17 protein-coding genes, 5 tRNA genes and 1 other annotated feature are annotated in these 22,298 nt (G+C 28.2%); of the genes, 4 read left to right on the forward strand and 18 right to left on the reverse strand.

Going from position 1 to position 22,298, the window contains the following annotated elements; genetic code table 11:
- Nucleotides 1–94: 94 nt before the first annotated feature.
- The 8 genes from ACRDDY_RS12385 to ACRDDY_RS12420 all read right to left on the reverse strand — a co-directional run bounded on the left by ACRDDY_RS12385 (nt 95) and on the right by ACRDDY_RS12420 (nt 10,584).
- Nucleotides 95–1,042, reverse strand: coding sequence for a glycosyltransferase family 2 protein (locus tag ACRDDY_RS12385; protein ID WP_438565259.1), 948 nt, complete (start codon nt 1,040–1,042; stop codon nt 95–97).
- The gene (locus tag ACRDDY_RS12390; protein WP_438565260.1) at nt 1,029–1,451 is read right to left on the reverse strand and encodes a GtrA family protein; all 423 of its coding nucleotides are present in this window, start codon (nt 1,449–1,451) and stop codon (nt 1,029–1,031) included. The genes ACRDDY_RS12385 and ACRDDY_RS12390 overlap by 14 nt, the downstream gene beginning before the upstream one ends.
- A gap of 101 nt (nt 1,452–1,552) precedes the next feature.
- Entirely contained in the window at nt 1,553–5,245 is a 3,693-nt protein-coding gene (addA, locus tag ACRDDY_RS12395; RefSeq protein WP_438565261.1) for a helicase-exonuclease AddAB subunit AddA, read from the reverse strand.
- On the reverse strand, nt 5,226–8,678 hold the full coding sequence (addB, locus tag ACRDDY_RS12400) for a helicase-exonuclease AddAB subunit AddB (protein ID WP_438565262.1): 3,453 nt from the start codon (nt 8,676–8,678) through the stop codon (nt 5,226–5,228). The genes addA and addB overlap by 20 nt, the downstream gene beginning before the upstream one ends.
- 129 nt (nt 8,679–8,807) lie before the next feature.
- Nucleotides 8,808–9,596, reverse strand: coding sequence for a 7alpha-hydroxysteroid dehydrogenase (gene hdhA, locus ACRDDY_RS12405; protein WP_438565263.1), 789 nt, complete (start codon nt 9,594–9,596; stop codon nt 8,808–8,810).
- A 271-nt stretch (nt 9,597–9,867) separates the two neighbouring features.
- Complete coding sequence (locus ACRDDY_RS12410) at nt 9,868–10,218, reverse strand: LiaF transmembrane domain-containing protein (protein WP_438565264.1); 351 nt, start codon at nt 10,216–10,218, stop codon at nt 9,868–9,870.
- Nucleotides 10,219–10,373: 155 nt separating this feature from the next.
- Nucleotides 10,374–10,464 (reverse strand) — tRNA-Ser (locus tag ACRDDY_RS12415).
- Nucleotides 10,465–10,492: 28 nt separating this feature from the next.
- A tRNA-Ser gene (locus ACRDDY_RS12420) sits at nt 10,493–10,584 on the reverse strand.
- Between the two features lie 393 nt (nt 10,585–10,977).
- Here ACRDDY_RS12420 and ACRDDY_RS12425 point away from each other — a divergent pair.
- The 3 genes from ACRDDY_RS12425 (at nt 10,978) to ACRDDY_RS12435 (ending at nt 13,156) form a co-directional block, all read left to right on the forward strand.
- Complete coding sequence (locus ACRDDY_RS12425) at nt 10,978–12,309, forward strand: FAD-dependent oxidoreductase (protein WP_438565265.1); 1,332 nt, start codon at nt 10,978–10,980, stop codon at nt 12,307–12,309.
- A 159-nt stretch (nt 12,310–12,468) separates the two neighbouring features.
- A complete protein-coding gene (locus ACRDDY_RS12430; protein ID WP_438565266.1) occupies nt 12,469–12,786 on the forward strand; it encodes a rhodanese-like domain-containing protein in 318 nt (105 codons plus the stop codon).
- Between the two features lie 13 nt (nt 12,787–12,799).
- Nucleotides 12,800–13,156 carry a C-GCAxxG-C-C family (seleno)protein gene (locus tag ACRDDY_RS12435; protein ID WP_438565267.1) on the forward strand — a complete coding sequence of 119 codons (357 nt, stop codon included), beginning with the start codon at nt 12,800–12,802 and terminating at the stop codon, nt 13,154–13,156.
- A 210-nt stretch (nt 13,157–13,366) separates the two neighbouring features.
- Here ACRDDY_RS12435 and ACRDDY_RS12440 read toward each other — a convergent pair.
- From ACRDDY_RS12440 to ACRDDY_RS12450, 3 genes are all read right to left on the reverse strand, one after another.
- Nucleotides 13,367–13,457 (reverse strand) — tRNA-Ser (locus tag ACRDDY_RS12440).
- Between the two features lie 33 nt (nt 13,458–13,490).
- Nucleotides 13,491–13,582 (reverse strand) — tRNA-Ser (locus ACRDDY_RS12445).
- Between the two features lie 96 nt (nt 13,583–13,678).
- Complete coding sequence (locus ACRDDY_RS12450; RefSeq protein ID WP_438565268.1) at nt 13,679–16,270, reverse strand: YfhO family protein; 2,592 nt, start codon at nt 16,268–16,270, stop codon at nt 13,679–13,681.
- A 151-nt stretch (nt 16,271–16,421) separates the two neighbouring features.
- Here ACRDDY_RS12450 and ACRDDY_RS12455 point away from each other — a divergent pair, with 151 nt between their 5' ends.
- Nucleotides 16,422–17,240: a Cof-type HAD-IIB family hydrolase gene (locus ACRDDY_RS12455; protein WP_438565269.1), complete on the forward strand. Its 819-nt coding sequence runs from the start codon at nt 16,422–16,424 to the stop codon at nt 17,238–17,240.
- 5 nt (nt 17,241–17,245) lie between these two features.
- Here the strand turns inward: ACRDDY_RS12455 and ACRDDY_RS12460 are convergent, their stop codons facing one another.
- The 7 genes from ACRDDY_RS12460 to ACRDDY_RS12490 all read right to left on the reverse strand — a co-directional run bounded on the left by ACRDDY_RS12460 (nt 17,246) and on the right by ACRDDY_RS12490 (nt 22,273).
- Complete coding sequence (locus ACRDDY_RS12460; protein WP_438565270.1) at nt 17,246–17,461, reverse strand: hypothetical protein; 216 nt, start codon at nt 17,459–17,461, stop codon at nt 17,246–17,248.
- Between the two features lie 91 nt (nt 17,462–17,552).
- A complete protein-coding gene (gene serS, locus ACRDDY_RS12465; RefSeq protein WP_438565271.1) occupies nt 17,553–18,830 on the reverse strand; it encodes a serine--tRNA ligase in 1,278 nt (425 codons plus the stop codon).
- A 61-nt stretch (nt 18,831–18,891) separates the two neighbouring features.
- Nucleotides 18,892–19,100 (reverse strand) — a binding site (T-box leader).
- Between the two features lie 79 nt (nt 19,101–19,179).
- Nucleotides 19,180–19,413: a DUF1667 domain-containing protein gene (locus ACRDDY_RS12470; protein WP_438565272.1), complete on the reverse strand. Its 234-nt coding sequence runs from the start codon at nt 19,411–19,413 to the stop codon at nt 19,180–19,182.
- Between the two features lie 69 nt (nt 19,414–19,482).
- Nucleotides 19,483–20,892: an NAD(P)/FAD-dependent oxidoreductase gene (locus ACRDDY_RS12475; protein ID WP_438565273.1), complete on the reverse strand. Its 1,410-nt coding sequence runs from the start codon at nt 20,890–20,892 to the stop codon at nt 19,483–19,485.
- A gap of 64 nt (nt 20,893–20,956) precedes the next feature.
- On the reverse strand, nt 20,957–21,463 hold the full coding sequence (locus ACRDDY_RS12480; RefSeq protein WP_438565275.1) for a 3H domain-containing protein: 507 nt from the start codon (nt 21,461–21,463) through the stop codon (nt 20,957–20,959).
- 123 nt (nt 21,464–21,586) lie between these two features.
- Nucleotides 21,587–22,090 carry an HD domain-containing protein gene (locus ACRDDY_RS12485; protein WP_438565274.1) on the reverse strand — a complete coding sequence of 168 codons (504 nt, stop codon included), beginning with the start codon at nt 22,088–22,090 and terminating at the stop codon, nt 21,587–21,589.
- Nucleotides 22,091–22,197: 107 nt separating this feature from the next.
- Nucleotides 22,198–22,273: transfer RNA gene (locus tag ACRDDY_RS12490), tRNA-Ala, on the reverse strand.
- Between the last annotated feature and the right edge of the window lie 25 nt (nt 22,274–22,298).

Below are 22,298 nucleotides of genomic sequence, written 5' to 3' on the forward strand. Positions count from 1 at the left end.
GCAAAAAATATGATACTAAATAAAAGCTTCCTCTTTTTTAATTTATCCATTTTTCCAAGCCTTTCTTAATTATTTTCCCTTATAATTTTATATCTTACTTATCTTTTTCTGTTTCTTTTACTATATAAATAGGTCTTTTCTTTGTTTCTAAATATGTTTTAGCAAGATATTGCCCTAAAATTCCTATACAGAACAATTGAATTCCTGATAAAAATAAAACTAAACATACTATAGTTGGCCACCCTGTTCCTATATCACCTATTACACATGCTTTTACAGCTATATATATTGCATATATTACTGCAATAATACATAAAAATATTCCAAGTAATGATGATATTAATAATGGCTTTGTTGAATATGCTAAAAATCCTTCCATTGAATATCTCAAAAGACTCCAAAATGACCATGTAGTTGTTCCTACTTTTCTCTCTTCATTATCTATAGCTATCCATTGTGTATCAAATCCAACCCATTCAAAAATTCCTTTTGAAAACCTATTATATTCTGTTATCTCTAAAATTGCATTAACCATTTTTCTTTTCATAAGTCTATAGTCTGTTGCACCTTCAGATATTGTTGTATCTGATATTTTATTTATTAATTTATAGAAATTTTTTGAGAAAAATGACCTTATCTTAGGTTCACCATCTCTATTTCTTCTTTTTGTTGCAACACAATCGCAGCCTTCATTTTGTATTCTCTCATACATCTCTTTTATTAGTCTTGGTGGATGCTGAAGGTCAACATCAATTATTACAGCATAATCACCTATACTATTTTGAAGCCCTGCATACATAGCAGCTTCTTTTCCAAAGTTTCTTGAAAAGGAAACATATCGTGCCCTATCATCTAATTCACTTAATCTTCTCATCTCTAGAATGCTCTTATCCTTTGAACCATCATTTATGAAGATAAACTCAAAATCAACATAATTCATACTGTCTGCTAATTTAATTATTTCTTCATAGAATAAAGGTATAGACTCTTCTTCATTATAACAAGGAACTATTACTGATATTTTTTCTTTAGTTTCTTTCAACTTTTTCTGCCTCCTTAAATATATAAAGTTTACTTATTACGTAATTTAGGATGACAATTAAAACCCCTATTATAACCTTACTTATCATATCTTCTAAATGCATATAGTCAACCATTATCCAAAGTAATACTATATCTAAGCCCCCTGTAAATGCTCTTGATGAAAAGAACTGAATACATTCTCGTACAATTGTACCTAAATGTATAGTTCTACTATTAAATACAAATATTTTATTTGTAAAAAATGCAAATATTACTGATACAACCCAAGCAACCACATTACTTAAAACAAACTCCATATGGAAAAATCTAGTCATAACATAGTAAACAACAAGATTTATAACAGTTGTTGTGCCTCCAAAAATTATATAAAGTATCTGTTCTCTATATTTCTTAAGATCGTTAATCATGCTCTCCTCCTTGAAGTAGAATTAAATATTAAAAATGTAAATTGAAATTCTACTTTAAAATCCCAATTTACATTATAACATTTATATAATTATTTTCAATTTTACATAAAAATTTCATTTTCATTAAAGAAAAGAAATAAAACTTTCTCCTTTACTTTTTCACCAGTTATTTTTTCTAATGCCTCTTTATAGTATTCCAATTGAATGTTGTATTTATCAAACATTTCCTTTTCTGCATCTTCTTCAATATAATCTGTTTTATAATCCACTAATACTATTTCACCATCCTCTTCAAAGAATAAATCTATAACTCCTTGAAGTCTTATATTTTCATCATAATTTTTTCCACTTAACTCTTCTTTTATACACTCTACATTTATTTCTGTAAAAAATGGGAATTCACGTTTAAATAATCGCCCTTCTTTATATGCTTTCATTGCTCTTTTTCCAATATTACTATTAAAAAATGCTTTTATTTTAAATGAATTTATAACTTCAAACTCTTCCTTAGTTATAAGTTCTCTTTCAAACATTTCTTTTAATTGCTCTTTTATTTCATTTATTGTGTTTACTCTTTCATAATCTATTTTCTGCATTACAAAGTGCATTGCTGTCCCTCTCTCAGCTCCAGATAATCCTTTTTCTTCTTGAAGAAATCTTGGCTTTATTACAAGCTCTTCTTTAAATAGACTATTTCCTTTATAGTCTTCTTCTAACTCTTCATAGTTTTTCTTCTTTAAATCTGAAACAGAGAAGTTGCTTTTCATAGTTGTTAACTGATCATACTCATATTTAAAACCAAGTCTTCTTTCAATTTCTTTATCCACAACTACATTATCAAAATTTATAAACAGTTTATTTTCCTCTTTTTTATCCACAATCTCATTTTTTCTATCCACAACAAAATCATTTTTACTCCAAAACTTAACTTTCCATGTGGATAACTCTTCATCTACTACACTATTATCACCATCACCTAATTCAATTAAGTCTTCTCCATCTTTATGTTGACAAAGAGCCATACCAATCCAATCCATATATGATTTTCCTTTAGCAACTTCTGATGCTAATACAATACCACTTTCCATAGCTGCTGCATTACACCATTCCTTTGCTTTTTTATTTAAATCATTAACACTTCCAATTACAATTAACTTTTCTTTAGCTCTTGTAAATGCAACATAAAGAATTCTCATTTCTTCTGATAAAGTTTCTAATTTAAACTTCTTCTTTATAGCTTCTTTTGGAAGGGTTGAATATTTTAATCTTTTCTCTAAATCTATATAACTTGGTCCATAGCCTAAAACATCATGGTATAGCATAGTTTTATTCATATCCATTAAATTAAAGTTTTTACCTGCTCCTGCTAAAAATACAATTGGGAACTCAAGCCCTTTACTTTTATGAATACTCATTATTCTAACTACATCTTCATTTTCTCCAAGTATTTTTGCACTTTCCATATCTCCTGAAGATTTTCTAAGCTTATTTATAAAGTTAATAAAATTAAACAGTCCCTTAAAACTAGTTTCTTCATATATTTTTGCTCTTTGAAAAAGAATTTTTAAATTTGCCTGTCTAAGTGTTCCGTTTGGCATAGCTCCAACATAGCCATAGTAAGCTGTATCCATATAAAGATACCAAATAAACTCATCGATAGGCGTATAAATAACCTTATCTCTCCACATATTCAGTCTTTGAATAAATAATTTACATCTTTCTCTTAATTTTTCTGAGACTTCTTTTTCATCATTTGCTATATCTAAAATATTTTCATAGAAATACTTTTCTTTATCTATTATTCTTATGTCAGTTAAATCTTCTGCCTTAAATCCAAATATAGGCGACCTTAAAACAGCTATAACAGGAACATCTTGCATAGGATTATCAATAATTTTTAATAACGACATTATTGTTCTAACTTCTATTGATTCAAAATATCCTGAACCTGTATCTGCATAAGCCGGAATTCCTTCTGCACCAAACTCATCAGTAAATGTATCTGACCAATTTTTTGTAGCTCTTAAAAGAATTACTATATCTTTGTACTTAACCTTTCTATATCCACCTTTTCCTTCATTTAATTCTTTATCCCACACTCTAAATTTAGAATCTTCAGATACTAACTCTTTAATTCTTTTAGATGCAATTCTAGCTTCTAAATTTATAGATTCTACATCTTCTTCCTCTTCACCTTCTGAAGTTTCAATATCCTCTTTCTTAGATTTATCTAAAATATTTACTTCTACAGAGCCACCAACTATCATATCTTTCTCTGACTCTTCAAAGCTTACACCTAAGTTTAATCCCTCTTTTTCAGTATACTCAAGTTCTCCTACCATTTCTGACATAAGCTTTTTAAAAATAAAATTCACACCTTCTATAACTTCTTCTCTACTTCTAAAGTTTTTGTATAATTGAATAACTCTATCTTTTCCACCTTCTTTTTTAGAATATGTATTATACTTCTCTAAAAATAATTCTGGTTTTGCTTGTCTGAACCTATATATACTTTGCTTTACATCTCCTACCATAAACACATTTGGATTATCACTATTTTTTCTTGATACTAAATCAATTATGGCTTCTTGAACCCTATTAGAATCTTGATATTCATCAACTAATACTTCATCAAAGAACTCCTTAAAGTTTAAAGCAACTTGTGTAGGCTCACCATCTTGTTCTAATATTTTTAAACATAAATGCTCTAAATCATTAAAATCTAGCATATTCTTTTCTTTTTTTCTCTCGCTAAATCTATCTGCAAACTCAATAGTAACTCTTGATAATTCTTTCATAAAAGGATAGCACTTTTTAACTATCGATAAAGAACCTTCCATATCACTAAATGATGGATTTTTAATCATTCCATCAATCTTCTTTTTGCAGTCTTTTCTTATCTTTTGCACAAACTCTTTAGTAGCTACATCAACACCACGAACAGCCTTTAATTTATCAAATTTAAACTCTAAAAGGTTTCTACTTATATTTTCTATACTTCCATTTAAAGATTCTCTTAAATTAATTAAATTATCTAAATCTTGAATAAAAATAGGTAAATAAGCTTCAAACCCTTCGTCTTCTTCTAAAATTCTTATAGCTTTTCCATAAAGATTTATAAACCCTTCTGTCTCTATTTGTATCTCTCTTTTTATGATATTAATCCATTCAGTTCCATCAAACCCATCTTTAAAATTAAACTCTTCAGCCTTTTCATAAAGCCATTTCCTTGGATTTGGTCCACTCATTGAAAATCTATATAATTCTTTTATAACATCTTTTAATGCATCATCATTCTTACTATTTGAGAATATTTCAACTAAATTTAAGAATTCTTCACTTCCCTCATCATATAAGTCCTCAAAAAGCTCCTCTATTATTTCATTTTTTAAAAGTAATCCTTCTGTTTCATCTGAAATTCTAAATGACGGATCTAAATCTATTGTATGAAAGTTATTTTTTATAACATCTAGGCAAAATGAATGCATTGTTGTTATATTTGCTCTACTTAAAAGAGTAAGTTGTTTTTGAAGATTTTTAGAATCTGGTCTTTCTTCTAACCTTTTAGTTATAGCACTTGCTATTCTTTCCCTCATTTCAGCAGCAGCAGCTTTAGTGAATGTAACTACAAGAAGTCTATCCACATCAACTGGATTTTCTTCATCTGTTACTATCCTTATTATTCTCTCAACTAAAACAGCCGTCTTTCCTGAACCTGCAGCAGCTGCTACAAGTAAATTTACTCTTCTTGTTTTTATTGCATCTAACTGCTCATTAGTCCATTTCTGTCCCATCTTCACTCTCTCCTTTTACACATTTTCTTATCTTATTCCAAATCTCATCACTACTTTTCTTAAATACAATCTTATAACTATTATCTTTTATACTTGTATCAAACTGACAAATAGATGAGTACTCACAATAGGTACAATTATCTCTCTTATCATATTTTATAGGTTCTATTTTTATATCACCACTAAGCATATCTGTACAAAGCTCTGTCATTTTCACATTTACATACTCTCTTAAAAGCTCAAACTCCTCTTCTGTTGCAACTGAACTCTTACTATCAAAGTTTCCATCTTTCTTGAATCTTGCTGGAATAATAAGTGAATATGTATCCATATCATTATCCATAGCTTTTACTATCTTTGCATCTTTTAACAATAATCCTTCCATTTTCAATGACTTTAATATTTCATCTTTAAGCTTTTCTTCATCTAAAATATCTTCTCCCTTTAAAATCGGATCATCTATCTTAAAGTAAAGAATTGCACCAGGCATAGCATTTCCATCTAAAATGTATTTAGAGTTTCTAATTAATGCATCTATATAAACTAATAGTTGCATCTGAATTCCTGCAAAAAGCTCTGCTAAATCAAACTTCTTCGCACTTGACTTATAATCAACAACTCTTAAATAAGTCATTCCATCAATAGTTAAACTGTCTATTCTATCTATTCTTCCTGTTAAATAAACATTTTCTCCTGTTGGTAAATTTAATTCAATAGGTGCCCCTTTTCCATTTTCACCAAAAGAAAACTCATTACTAAACACCTCAAATTCACCACGCTTTATTTGTTCTGCAATAACTGAAATTGATTTAGTAATTACTCTTTTAAACCTTCCTGTAAAATACTTATACCTTTTACTGCTATTTAATATTGAATTACTATCCTCTTGTAATTTAATATTAACTAATTCATCTACAATTTTTCTGCACTTCTCTCTATTTAAATCACCCCATGAAATATTTTCTCTTCTAACCTTACTTGTAAAGTTATCTAAAACATCATGCATAAAACTACCTAAATCTGGTGCTGAAAACTCATATATCTTTCTATCTCTAGCTTTTAAACCATACTTAACAAAGTATGAGAATGGACATCCTGCATACTGCTCTAATCTTGATACATTAAATCTTAATTCTCCAAACTTATTTTCATAAAGTGGAATAAGTTTCTCTCTTGAAACCTCATTTTCTAAATTAGTATAATTAATTCCCTCAAGTATACTTCTAGCTTTATCATTAAAAACTTCTCTTGTAGTAAACCATTTGTAGACTTCTGCCCAATAATCTTCAATCTCTATATCATCAGCTTGTTTTCTAAGTGCTAATACAAGTTCATTAAATGTTGGAATTGGTGTTGTTATTTTTTTATACTCTTTATCTAAAGCCTCTATTATCTCACTTTCTTCTTTTAATTTACTTAAAACTCTTTTTAATCTAGGAATTATTATTGATGCTCTTAAAGACTTTCCTTCAAAATCTGCCATGGGATAGGTAATCATCATTCTTTCGCTAGCTATAGTAAGGGCCGTATAAACCATATATTGCTCTTCAAAAGCCCTAGCCTTTGTGGTTGATGCTAAATCTACATCAATTTCTTTAAGCGTATCTCTATCTCTATCTGAAATTATTCCTTCTTCCTTTGATGCTGAAGGTAACACTCCATCATTAACTCCAATGATGTAAAGTGACTTAACTTCACGCCCTTTAACCCTTGCTATATCTCCAATATTAACTTGATCTAAAGCAACAGGAATTACACCAATTTCTTTACTTTCAAATCCTGAATTAAGAACCTTATAAAAGTCTTTTATAGATATTTTATCTTCTCCCATAACTTCAACAGCCTGGTCTAAAATCTCCATAATAATATTTGGAACTTGCTCATACTCCATAACTTTTCCTTCAAGTCCCTCTTCTTCAAAATTCTTTATCCATTCATCTACCTTCTTAAAAATATTAAGTTCAACTAAGAATTCATATATTGCAGTGCATATCTGTATAACACTTTTCTTTCCTTTTATTTTATTATGAAAATTCATTAAAGACTCACGAATATTCTCCATAATATCCTTTATCTCTAAATCTTCTTTTGAAATCTCACCATTTTTCTCAAAAAACCCATCATTAACATCTTCAGTGGTCCATTTATATCCCTTTATTCCATGCGCTAAAACATAATTTTCAAGCTTATCAACAAATTCTCTATCAATATTTATAAGTCCACTTTTTAAATATTTAAATACACTTTCATAAGACCAATTTGTAATTGAAATCTCTAATGCTGACATTATAAGTATTACGATTGGATTGCTTAAAACCTGTATCTTTTTATCTAAAAAATACGGTATATTATATTGCTCAAAAATAACAGATACAATCTTTTCATAATCATTTATATTTCTACATATAACAGCTATATCCTTATATCTTAATCCTTTATCTCTAACTAATGAAACAATGTCCTTAGCTATAGTATCAACTTCATCATACGTATTATTAGCCCTATACATTCTTACTCCATTTAACTCTTCATTATAAATTTTAAATGGATATGTGAAAAAATATCTCTCTAAATGTGCAAGTTCTTTTGACTCTCTAAATCTATAAGGAACACCTTTATTTAAATCTATTGGCTCTAAATAACCTATATTATTCTCTTCCATCATCTTTATAACCTTATTTTCAGTACTTTTTATAGCATTAAAAATATCAGTTATATCTTCATCCTTATTCCCTGTATTTTCACTACACAAGGTAATATTTATCTCCTTAGCCTTCTTAGATAGTTCCTTTATTATCTCTAACTGTTGTGGAGTAAATGTAGTAAATTCATCAATCCAAATCTCTGCACCTTCGTATAAATTACACACCTTAAGCTTATTAGCTAAAATAGTTAATTCATCATCTCCATCAATAACTTTTTTCTCAATTCTACTATTATACTCATCAAAAATACTAGCTAAATCAACTAACTTATCTTTTAAATCTTTATCCTCAACCTTATCTACACTTTCTAACAATATTTCCTTGGAAATATTGTATTTTTTAAATTCAGTTATAGTTTTAGATATAATATCAACAAATCCTTGTTTTTTAGATATACGATTAAAATATGATAGGTCTTCCCCCTTTTCCTGAAGCAATTTATAAATAAGCATATTTTTTCCTTCATCTTTAATAATCTTATGAACTCTTCCTCCACAATCATCAAAAACTCTATTGCCCATTCTCTTAAAACTTAAAACCTCAGCTCTAAGCAATGCTCTCTCACCAGCTAATTTTAGTAAATCTTTTTCCCTTTGGAAAGTATACTGCTCTGGTACTATAACTATTAATTTATTATTCTCATTATTTTTTATCTTCTCTTTTATTTGATTAAGACAAAAAGTACTCTTTCCACTTCCTGCTCTTCCATACACAAATCTAATTCCCATAAAAAAACTCCTTTTTTATTACTTATTTTAATTATAACCCACTCTTTACTTTTTATCTCCATTGCAAAATTTTTTTGTATTTTTACATAAAAAAAAGACTGCAAAAAACAGTCTTTTTTTAAAATCTTATTATTTTCCCATGAATTGCATATACTCTGAATATTGAGGAGTTCCTAAAGCAAATCCACCTGCTACTTCATGAATCATTCCAGTTACATAATTTGAATCATCACTAGCATAATAATAAACTGCTTTTGCAACATCTTCAGGTGTTCCCACTCTGTTTAGTGGAACGTGTTTTACAAATGAATCTCTAAATTCATCACTCATATTTTTTAATGCTGCCTTTGTTCCTATTAATCCTGGTAAAACTGCATTACATCTAACATTTTGACTTGCATATTGTAATGCTATATTTTGAGTTAATGAGTTTATTGCTGCTTTTGAAACACAATAAGCTGTTCTAGAAAGGTCAGGTACTATTGAACCTACACTTGAAATATTAACTATACTTCCACCACCATTTTCAATCATATATGGAATTACTGTTTTACTAGTTACATATACACTTGCAACATTCATCTCTAAAATTCTAAAGAATGCATCGGTATCACCATCAACTAAATTACGATCTAACTTAACATCAGTTGCACCAAAGTTATTAACTAATATATCAATTTTCCCTTCTTTCTTATAAACATTATTAATCATGTCTACATATGTATTTTTATCATTTGCATCTATATAAACAAATTCTGCTTTTCCACCATCTTTTTCTATAAGTTCAATTGAATTCTCTGCTTCAATACCTGCTATATAAACTTTAGCTCCGTTATCTGCTAAAAGTTTTGCTGATGCAAATCCAATTCCTCTTGATGCTGCTGTAACAATAGCTACTTTTCCTTCTAAACTTTTCATTATAAACTCCTCCTCTATATTCTTCTGTAAATTTTATCTAAGTTTCTAAAAAGCATTATATTCTTATCAAAATACTCTTGTAAATCAATTTTCCCAATGTTTCACAAATTATTTAGTAATGAAACAAATTTAAAGTATTATTGAAATTAAATTCTTTTATAACTCATAAATTTAACTATCCAACTCTTGAAAAGCATCTCCTTAATTTGTTATACTTTACGTAATGTTTAAAATAAAAAAGATTGAGGAATTTTCCTCAATCTTTTTTATTTTAATATTTTCCATCTATATCATTATTCTTTTTAAATGGATTTTTTCCACCACAAATTGTCTTTGTCCCAAAAGCCATAAGAACTAATCCTATAATTAAAAGTCCTACATTTACGTGTGCAAAAAAATTTTGTGCCTTCAATAATAATACAATTCCAATAGCAAAAGCTGTTGTATTCCAAAATTTTATTCCATTTATAAGCATATCAACAACCATTGGAATTATAATTAACATTGTCCACCAACCTCTAAATAATCTAAAATTCCAAAATCCAAGTGCAGTACCAAGTATAGCAATTCCTATCACTAAAAATACTCCACCTTGTAAGATATTAGCTAGTACCTTTTTCATTTTCTTCCATACCCCTTTTATACATTCAAATTTTTCTTATATCCTAATATATGTATTTTATTATAAATCCATCATTTATACCAATCTAAACTTAAATATTCTAAAAAAATATTTTTTTTCACAAAAAAAACACTTAACAAAACGTTAAGTGTTTTTGGCGGAGAATCCGGGATTTGAACCCGGGCGCCAGTTACCCGACCTACGCCCTTAGCAGGGGCGCCTCTTCAGCCACTTGAGTAATTCTCCATGTGCCCTCTTTTAATTTAAAATTAAATGGCGGAGAGATAGGGATTCGAACCCTAGGTACCCGTGAAGGTACGCCGGTTTTCAAGACCGGTGCCTTAAACCAAACTCGACCATCTCTCCGTATTCAAGACATTTATTATTATATCAACCACCTTTTTTATTGTCAACATTTTTATAAAACTTTTTTTATTTATTAATCCATTTTTACTAATCTATATGTTTTCCCCTCTTCTTTATTTTACTAAGTATATAAGTAATATTTCTTCTTCTTCATCTTTCTCTTAATTATCATTAAAAATTCCCTGAATTCTAAATTTAAAATTGCACTTACTTTTATTAAATAAGAATAATTAGTAAAAATTTTATTTTTATTAATAATCTCTATTGAATAATACTTGAAATTATGTTATATTATTAACAAATAAATCAGACTGTTTATGTCGACATTAACCTAGTGTTAATATGAATCGCATCGTTGACATAGCAGTCATTAAACAAAAAGGAGATTTTAATATGAAAGTAGTAGTAGTAGGTTGTACTCATGCCGGTACAGCAGCAATCAATAATATTAAAGCACTTTACCCTGAAAGTGAAGTTACTGTTTATGAAAGAAATGACAATATTTCATTCTTATCATGTGGTATCGCACTACATGTAGCAGATGTTGTTAAAGATCCAAAAGGTCTTTTCTACAGTTCACCAGCTAAATTAGCTGAAATGGGTGTTGTTACAAAAATGCAACATGACGTTACTAACGTTGATATTGCTAATAAAAAAGTTACAGTTAAAAATCTTTTAACTGGAGAAGAATCAGTTGATACTTATGATAAATTAGTTTTAACTCCTGGTTCATGGCCAATAGTTCCAAGAATAGAAGGAATTGATTTAGAAAATATACTTCTTTCTAAAAACTATAACCATTCACAAGTAATTATAGAGAGAGCTAAAAAAGCTAAAAACATCGTAGTTATTGGTGCTGGTTATATTGGAGTTGAACTTGCTGAAGCATTTGAAATTTTAGGTAAGAATGTTACTTTAGTTGATGCTGAAGAAAGAATTATGAGCAAATATTTAGATGCTGAATTTACATCAAAAGCAGAAGATGCATTTAGATCACATGGAATAAATGTTGTAACTGGTGAATTAGTTCAAAAATTTGAAGGTGAAAATGGTAAAGTTTCAAGAGTTGTAACTAACAAAGGTTCATATGAAGGAGATTTAGTAATTCTTTGTATCGGATTTAGACCAAATACTGAATTAGTTAAAGGTCAACTTGAAATGCTTCCAAATGGAGCTATTAAAATTGATGAGTATATGAGAACTAGTAATCCTGATGTTTTAGCTGCCGGAGATTGTTGTGTTGTTAAATACAATCCTGCTAAAGAAGATAGATATATTCCTTTAGCTACTAATGCAGTAAGAATGGGAACTTTAGTTGCTAGAAACTTAGTGAAACCAACACTTAAGTATTTAGGAACTCAAGGAACTTCAGGAATAAAAATATATCATCATAATATCGCCTCAACTGGTATGACAGAAACAATCGCAAAAGCTACTACAAACTATAATGTAGCATCTGTTACTTTTGAAGACAATTATAGACCTGAATTCATGCCAACTAATGCAGATGCTTTAGTTAAATTAGTATTTGACGCAGATACTAGAAGAATTCTTGGTGGACAAATAATTTCAGATTATGATTTAACTGAACTTATGAATACATTATCAGTTGTTATTCAAAATAATATGACTGTTGAAGAATTAGCTGTAACAGACTTCTTCTTCCAACCACATTATAATAAACCTTGGGGATTATTAAACTCAGTTGCATTAAAAGCACTATAAGATTTATATCCCTAACAATTAGATCCCTCAAAATCTAAATAACATTTAAAAATAGACAGACAAGGTGTTACTGCCTTGTCTGTTATTAATTTTCTTGACTTTTATCTATATATATCGTATTATTACGATATAGTGATTGTGATTAAAGAGGTGATATATATGTTTTCTTTTTTAAAGAAAGATTTTGATGTTGTAAATGTAAATGATATAGATACAATGTTATCAAAAATTGATTTAATTGATATCCGTGAAAAATCTGAATATCAACGTGGACACATAAATAAAAGTAAGAACATACCTATGAGTGATTTATTAAATAATCCAAATAAATTTTTAAAATCTGATAAAAAATATTATATAATGTGTCAATCTGGTGGTAGAAGTAAAATGGCATGTTCAAAACTTAGTAAATTAGGTTTTGATATAGTTAATGTTTCTGGTGGATTTGGTTCTTATTTAGGAAAAAATAAAGCATAAAGGAGAAACAATAATGAGTAAAGTTTTAGAATTTCATAATCAAGGATTTAACTGTGCGGAGTCTATTATAAAAACTGTAAATGAAGAGAAAGGTCTTAATATTCCAGTAGCCCTTGGAACTCCATTTGGAACAGGTATGTCTACTGGAAACACTTGTGGCGCTATTGTAAGTGCATTAATGATTATTGGTGCTGAAAAAGGAAGAGAATCAAGTGATGAAAAAAATGATACTAGATTAATTACGAAACAATTAGTTGATGCTGTTATAGAAAAATACGGAACGATTAAGTGTATTGATTTAAAAAAAAGCGGAACTTCTTGCGATGATATTATTGAATTTGCTTATGAAAAAGTAACTGAATTAGTTTAAAATTATATTATTTTCTCCTCTTATCAAAATTATTTTTGATAAGAGGATTTTTATATTGAAAAATCTCATTTTTACCTTAATATACCATTAAAAACTAAAATTTGTTCTTTTCTCTTATAATTAATGAAACATGCTATATATCTTAAACAAAAATCTACAATATTTAAATATCAATCTATAAAAAAAACACCTAACGAAAGTTAAGTGTTTTGGCGGAGAATCCGGGATTTGAACCCGGGCGCCAGTTGCCCGACCTACGCCCTTAGCAGGGGCGCCTCTTCAGCCACTTGAGTAATTCTCCATAATTTGTATTTTTATTTTTTTGTAAAAAAAATGGCGGAGAGATAGGGATTCGAACCCTAGGTACCCGTGAAGGTACGCCGGTTTTCAAGACCGGTGCCTTAAACCAAACTCGACCATCTCTCCGTGTTATTACAAAAGTTATTATATCAACTCCTTCTATTTTTGTCAACACTCTTTTTTAAAAAAATTACAATAAAAATACTCACAAAAAACCCCAAATCAGTGCTTTTTGTGAGTTTCATTATATTTAAATTTTTCTTTTTTTAATCCTATATACAGAATACACAAAATTGTTATTACTGCCGAAATACTAATTCCTGAATATAATCCTTCTGGTTTAAAGTCAAATTTTATATTATAAACCCCTTTATTTAATTTTAAAGTTGTTATTGCTCCTAACCCCTCTTCATAATTATATGGTTTTCCATTTACATAGACTTTCCAACCTTTATTATATGGAATTGTTGTATATAAAACTTCATTATCATTTCTTACATCTATAGTTCCTTCTAATACTCTATTTGTGAAAGATGTTATATTAAGCTTTTTCTTTTTTAAAATATTATGTATTTCATTATAATTATCTAAGTTTAAATAATATAATTCATTATTATCTATTACGAATTTATTGTTTTCTAACTCTACTTTAATTTTTATTCTTTTCCCTTCTTTAAATTTACCAATTCCACTTACTTTATAGTTATAGTAAGAATATGGTGTTAGAAATTTTCCATTTACATAGATATTAGCTGCATATCTTTCATCCGTTTGTAAAAATAAATACATAGGATAATCATTTTGAGCATTAAAACTTATTACAAAGCTTGCATTCTTATTCTTATCTTTCTTTGTAAATACTCTTTTTTGACCATTCTTGACTTGTGCTACATTATTTAACTCTATTTTAAAATTATTTATTCTATAATATGATTTTAAATTTGTATTACTCATTTTTTGCAATAATTCATTTTGATTTTCAAATGGATTATTGTTTCCTATTACATTAACATCTAATGCTTTAGAATTAACCATAAATCCTAAATCTAAATAATATTGATTTTCATAAATATATAATCCTTTGCTTTCACCTACATATATATATCCTGGAATATATTTTTTTTCTTTAGATAAAACATACTTTAAATTTAATAATGAATTTGCTGTAAGCATTGAACCTGAATCATAGATAGTCCATACATTGTTATCAAGGAATCCCATACCATTTATAAACTTTCTAGTAGAAACCTTATATACTGAACTAAAATGACTTATTCCTCTATAATTCAATAACATTGGATCATTTATATTAAAGTAAAAATTTTTTTCTAATCTATAAAATCCCTTATCTGTATTTTCAATTTCACTCATCACAGCACCAACATTCTGTAGATAATATTCGAATTCACTTCTATTTGTATATGGTAAATTGCTAAATGTACTATATCCATTTAAACCAAGCTCTGCAAATGAAATTACTGCAATTAATATTAATATTACATTTTCATCTACACCTTTTGATACTAATAATAATCCTATACAATATATTAGAACTAATATAAAACTAGTAACCATTAAATATCTTGGAGAGTGATAATAGTTTCTTTTATAAAAAAATATTGTTGTAAAGAAAAATACTACTACTACTATTCCACTATTTATTAAATTAATCCCCTTAACTTGCTTAAAGCTTTTATATGCAATAAATATCATAAAAAAGCTAAATATAAAGGTAAATCTATATGGAAATCCTGCTGGTTTATTAAATCCATGCCAAATATAATTAACTTTATTTATATATAAACTTAGAAATAAAATTAAAAACATTACAAATGCCATTATCTTCTCAAAAATTTTTATTCTTCTATTTAAAAAAAATAAAAAAACTAAAACTGTTATAAATAATCCTGAATAAACACTCGGAAGTCCATTTAAAATTTTATCATCATTCATTCTATTCACATAAAACTTTGATAAAAAACTTATTATTGAAAATTCCGTTCCTAATTTAACCTTAAAAAAATCAAATTCAGATTTTCCTCCTTGTAATGCATATATTGTAGGTATTATAGTTATCGCACTTGCTATCCCCGAAATAATAGAGCAACAAAGAAAAGTTCTCACCCTACCTAATATGTACTTTCCACCTTTTTTTTCTTCATACATTTTATATACTATTAAATATATAAAATATAAAACTGAGAATATACAAATCATAAAACCAATATAAAAATTAGTTATTATAGCTAATGAAAGAGTTATCACATACATTCTCTTTCTTTTATTATTTACAATCTTATTTATTCCAACCATTACAAGTGGTAACAGATAAACTCCATCAAGCCACATAATATTACTTTGATATACTACAACAAATCCTATAAGAGAATATGCTGTTGAGAAAATTAAGCTTTTATATTTATTTTCTTTAAAAGTATATCTCAAAAAATAATTAAAAGTTATACCACACATTCCAATTTTTAAGATTGTAATTAATAAAATTGCTTCTGTAAGCATATTCTTAGGAAATATTAATACTATACTATTAAAAGGACTCATTAAATAATATGTTAATATACCAATCATATTACCACCAATCCCTTTAGTAAACGAATATAATAATCCCCCATTTCCTAAAATAGCATTTCTAAACTCACTAAAATAACTTACATACTGCCCCTGTAAATCTCTATATAAAATAGTTTTATTACCAAAAGGAAATATTCCTATAAAATAATAATCAACTATTAATATACTTACAGGTATTAAAAATGCTAACACATAAATTATATATTTTCTCCTTTTGCTTCTCATTTTTCCTCCTATATTAAATAAATCTTATTAAAATTTTCTTTTTATTTATATAATATATTTATATAAACTGTGTTCGCGTATACTAATTTATTGATATCTTCCTCTAAATGGTATATAATTATCAAAAATTTATATTTTAAAGGAGATTTTTATGAACTTATATATTTCAGATTTAGATGGAACCCTTCTAAATTCAAGTGCTGAACTTTCAAAATACACTACAAATATAATTAATGAATTAATTCTAAACGCAAACATAAACTTTTCAATAGCTACTGCTAGAACACCTGCAACAGTAGTTCCTCTTCTAAAGAATCTCAACTTAACTCTTCCTGTTATTGTTATGAATGGAGCTGCTATGTATAGCCTTCAAGAACAAAAATATATTCATTATAATAGTATCCCTAGATATCTTATTATTAACATAAAATCTATTTTAGATACACACAATTTATCATATTTTACTTATACTCTAAAAAATAATCATATATATTCATATTTCCAAAATCCAAATGAATTTCAAAAAAAATTTATAAAAAGTCGTACAGGCAGTCCTTTAAAAACTTTTTTGGATGAAAAAGCTCCATTAGATATTGATACACTATACTTCTTTGCAATGGATACAAAAGAAAGAATATTATCTGTCTATGAAAAAATATCAAAAATTGAAAATATATCTGCATATGCTTATGAAGATGTATATGAAGATAGAAACTATCTGTTAGAAATCTTCAGTCACAAATCTTCTAAAGCAAAAGCTATTAAAATATTGATGGACAATCATAATTTCACTAATCTTACAGTATTTGGTGATAATTATAATGATATTCCTATGTTTGAAATGGCAGAAAATAAAATTGCAGTAAAAAATGCAGTTCAGAAGCTAAAAGAAATGTCCACTAAAGTAATAGATTCCAATAATAATGATGGTGTAGTAAAATATTTAATAGAAGATATACAAAAAAGATAGAGATTTTAACCTCTATCTTTTCTTATTTCATCTAAAGCTATCTTAATTTCATTTAAATCTTTCTTTAATTGCTCATTCTCTTCTTTATCCGATAATTTGTTATAAACTAATATAGTAATTACCACAACACTTACCATCCAAAAATACCCTAGCCTATCTCCTAAAAATGTCATCACAAAAGTTATACAATTTGCAATAAATGTAGCTGTAATCAATTTCATACCCTCACCCCTTAACACTTTTATTGTACCATATAATTCCAAAAAAAAATAAACTAGGTAGTTTATTTTTCTACCTAGCTTATATAAATAATTATTTTATTACATCTATACCCATGTATCTTTTTAGTGCATCTGGTACTCTTACAGTTCCATCTGCATTTTGATAATTTTCTAATATAGCTGCAACTGTTCTTCCTACTGCGAGTCCTGAACCATTTAACGTGTGTACAAATTGTGGTTTAGCTTTTGGATCTTCTTTATATTTAATATTAGCTCTTCTAGCTTGAAAATCTTCAAAGTTTGAACAACTTGAAATTTCAACATATCTATTGTAGCTTGGCATCCAAACTTCTAAATCATATTTTAATGCTGCAGTAAATCCTAAATCACCTTTACAGATTCTAACCTTTCTGTATGGTAATCCTAAGTCTTCTAATACTGACTCTGCATCTCTAATTAATTTATCTAACTCATCATATGAATCTTCTGGCTTACAGAACTTAACTAACTCAACTTTATTGAATTGGTGTTGTCTTATAAGACCTCTAGTATCTCTTCCAGCTGACCCTGCTTCTGCTCTAAAACATGCTGAATAAGCTACGTGTTTTATAGGTAATTCTGCGCCAACTAAAACTTCATCTCTATACATATTTGTTACAGGAACTTCTGCTGTTGGAATTAAAAAGAATCCATTATTCTCTACTTTGAATGCATCCTCTTCAAATTTAGGTAATTGTCCTGTCCCAGTCATACTAGCTCTATTAACCATATATGGTGGTAATATTTCAACATATCCATGCTCATCTGAATGTTTATCCATAAAATAGTTTAATACTGCTCTTTCAAGTCTTGCTCCCATACCTTTGTAGAAAGTAAATCTTGAACCGGCAACTTTTCCACCTCTTTCAGAATCAATAATATTTAAGTCAGTTCCTAAATCCCAGTGTGCTTTTGGCTCACCATCAAACTTTGGAGTTTCTCCCCAAACTTTAACTTCTATATTATCCTCATCAGTAGCTCCTTCTGGAACTTGTGGATTTGGTATATTAGGAATTCTTAACATAATATAGTCAATCTTTTCATTTACTTCAGCAAGATTTACATCATGCTCTTTTATTTCATTTCCTAATTCTTTCATTTCAGCCATTATAGGTGCAACATCTTCACCAGCTTTTTTTAATTTAGGTATTTCAGCTGAAACTTGATTTCTCTTACTTTTTAAAACTTCAACTTCAACTAATATATTTCTTCTCTCTTCATCAAGTTTAACTAACTCATCTATAACAGATACATCAAAGTCCTCTCCTCTGTTTGTAAGAGCTAATTTTATCTCTTCTGGATTACTTCTAATTCTTTTTAAATCTAACATCTCTCTATGTCCTCCTTAATAAATATCTAATTTTGAGTATAAAAAAAAGTCCTTCCCCCTAAAAAGGGACGAAAGACTCCGCGTTGCCACCCTAATTGATAAAATATAAATTCTATATCTTATCCTCTTAATAAATTAACGGTTTCCCGTACTGCTTGAACTCACAGTCCCTTAAAGGTAGATTCATAATAACTATAACTATCAGTTTTCACCAAACACTGACTCTCTAAAAGTATAATTAAAATTACTTAGCCTTCTCATCGGTTTTTATATTCAAATATATATTTAATATATATTACTTTTAATGATGTTGTCAATATTTTACCATATTTTTTTCATATAAATATATTCACATTTGTTCTTCTATTCTTTTAGTACAAACAATATCTATTCCAGTATTTAATACATTCTTACAAATAGTATCTCCAATTTCAATAGGAATATTTGCATATAGTCTACTAATTACTTTAGAAAATTCTCTCCAAAGTTCTTTATCAACAGGTTCAGTACTCTTTACAGATACAACCTTATGCTTGTTATCACCCTTTACCCTAACTATACTTGTAAAAACATCTTTACTCATTTATCTTCACCTTCTCATACTATCTATTTTAACTACTATCTTCTTCTAATAAAGAAATCTATTTATCTTCTATACTTCATCAAACTCCTTAATTCTTCCACATACAATCTTAGATTCCCTTGTATCTTTAACTATGTCAATAAAATTCTTATCCATTTCTCTAGCAAGTATACTCATAATCTTTCTTGTACAATACGAACCATGACAGCTTCCAAAACCTGCACCAGTTCTCTTCTTAACACCTTCTAAAGTTCTTGCACCTAAAGGTCTTCTTATACAGTCTACAATCTCACCTTCACTTATATAATTACAAGCACAAATAATATTTCCATATCTTTTATCAAGTTTTATTACTTCATTTGCTTCATCAGTATTAAGTTCTCTAATTCTATAAGATTCCCTTTTCTTATCAATAAAGTTCTTCTTCAAACTAGCATTTAAATTACCTACAATTCTTTCCTTTATACTTAAAGCTATTGCGGGGGCAATAGTTATCTTTCCATAGTGCTTTCCTGTTACTCTTATATATCCATCCTCAATATCAGTATCATCAATAAGAACTTCATCTTTCTTGTAAACTTCTCTAACCATATCACTTACATTACGCTTTCTAAGCTTTGGTAACACAAGATTAGTTATCTCAATACCTCTATCAACATTTAACTTCTCTGTATACTTAATACATACCATGGTATCACCATCAACCATAGGTGAGCTTATAATAAATGTATCTTCATCAATAACCTTTGTAATTATCTTACTTAAATTTTTTTCAAGCTTTCCTTCAGTAAAAAGATAATTCATACTTTTTCTAATTCCATTATCCTCTTCAATTATTTCAGTTTCATCTTCATCATCACCAATATATATCTCATCAGGAATAGTATTAATAACAAACTTACATTTAAACTTATTCTTATTAGTTGTAACATCAAATCCCTTAGTAATTTTTTGAATATCTAAAACTTCCTCTTCAAATCTAAAATTAACGCCATTATCAGCTGCAATCTCTGCATATGCAATTGCCAAATCATATGGCGCAATTATAGCAGTATTTTTTGAATATAATGCACTCTTATAATCACCTACAAGCTCTGGTTCAATCTCCTTTATCTTTTCCTTATCAATAAGTTCAACATTTAATATCCCTCTATTCTTTGCAATAGAATACATTTTTCTAATTTTACTATCCTCATGCTCATTCAATGATAATCTAAGAGAACCAATCTTTCTATAAGGAATATTAAATTTTTCACAGTGCTCCTTTATAAGTTCACTTCCAATATTCTCAAGTCCAGCCATAAGCGCATTGGATGTTTCAGAACCATCATAAACAATAGCTGTATTCACAACAGCTATATCATCAGCCACATCATACCCTTTTTCTATCACTGCTATATTTAAATTATATTTAGATAACTCATACCCAACAGCACATCCTACAATTCCTCCACCTAGAATCAAAACATCATAATCCATCTAAAAAACCTCCTAAACTTTAATTTCTTCACCACAAAACTCATTTCTCTAATTTCACTTTTCTTTATATTAATATCTCACACTCTCTAAGCTCATTTTTTATAAGATTTATATTTTCCTTACTTTCAGCTGATATAGTATGCATATGAAGCCCATCAGTTAATATAGATAGCGGTATTGAACTCTCTTTCTTATACTTCTCTAAAAATTTATTTATATCATTTAAACTTTTAACCATAATCATAACTTTAATTTCCCCATATAAAGAATGATCAACAATTACATCTTCAATAATACCACCATATTTAACTACAATCTCCATCTCTTTTCTCATCTCTTCACTTCTATGCTTAACAACAATTATATCTTTAAACAAACTACCACTATTTCTAAACATGTATCCATCTGGAGTTGATACTACTTCACGCCCACTAGCTTTAATAATTGCAATATCTTTAACTATAACCTGTCTTGTTACTCCATAATACTTTGCTAAATCAATTCCTTTAGTAGGTCTATCTTCCTCAAGTAACCTCTTAATAATATCCTCTCTTCTTTCATATGATTTCATAACCCTTAGTAATCTTATTATATATACTTCTCTCTTCATTCTATTAAGATTCCTTTTAGACATATAGGTTTCTACTACAAGAGTCTAGTCTCTAAAATAGATTACTCTTCTCACCTCTTCCCTTTAATTTAAATCATCACTCTCTTTAATTATCTTTAAATATAAATTCTCTTCCTCATTAATCTTTTCATGATGCCTTCCTATAACTTCTAAAAAATCTTTATCATATCCTTTTAATTCTGATAAAATACTTACACTCTTTTTCGGATGATTATAATATGAGTCTATTTTAGCTATATTACAATGCTTTCTTAATCTTCCCTTACTCAATTTATCTAAAATAACTATCATCGACTTATCAATTACATTTAAAGGTTTCTCACTCTTTCCCACATCATGAAGCAATGCCATCTTACCTAATCTATTTTTATCTACTTTTCCATTATTATACTTTTTAGAAATCCTAAATGCATCATTACAAACTCGTATTGAGTGATGTTGCTCTGATACTTTCAATCTTTTAAAGACTTCAACTTCATCTCTATCTAAATATTTTGATATAAATTTATAATCAACTTTCTTAAAAGCTGTTGATATAGCCCATATAAACTGCTGTACTCTATACATAACCAATCTCCTTTTCATTAAGTATATAATACCATTATCTATATATCATATCAATTTTCTTTAAAAACGAAAAAAGCCATGAACTTACGTTCATGGCTTCCACCTTTTGGTGGAGATAAAGAGATTCGAACTCTTGACCCCCTGCGTGCAAGGCAGGTGCTCTCCCAACTGAGCTATACCCCCAAAATGGTGGACCTTCAGGGACTCG

It is taken from the genome of Clostridium sp., from assembly GCF_051656525.1.
In the GTDB taxonomy this organism is placed as follows: domain Bacteria; phylum Bacillota; class Clostridia; order Clostridiales; family Clostridiaceae; genus Clostridium.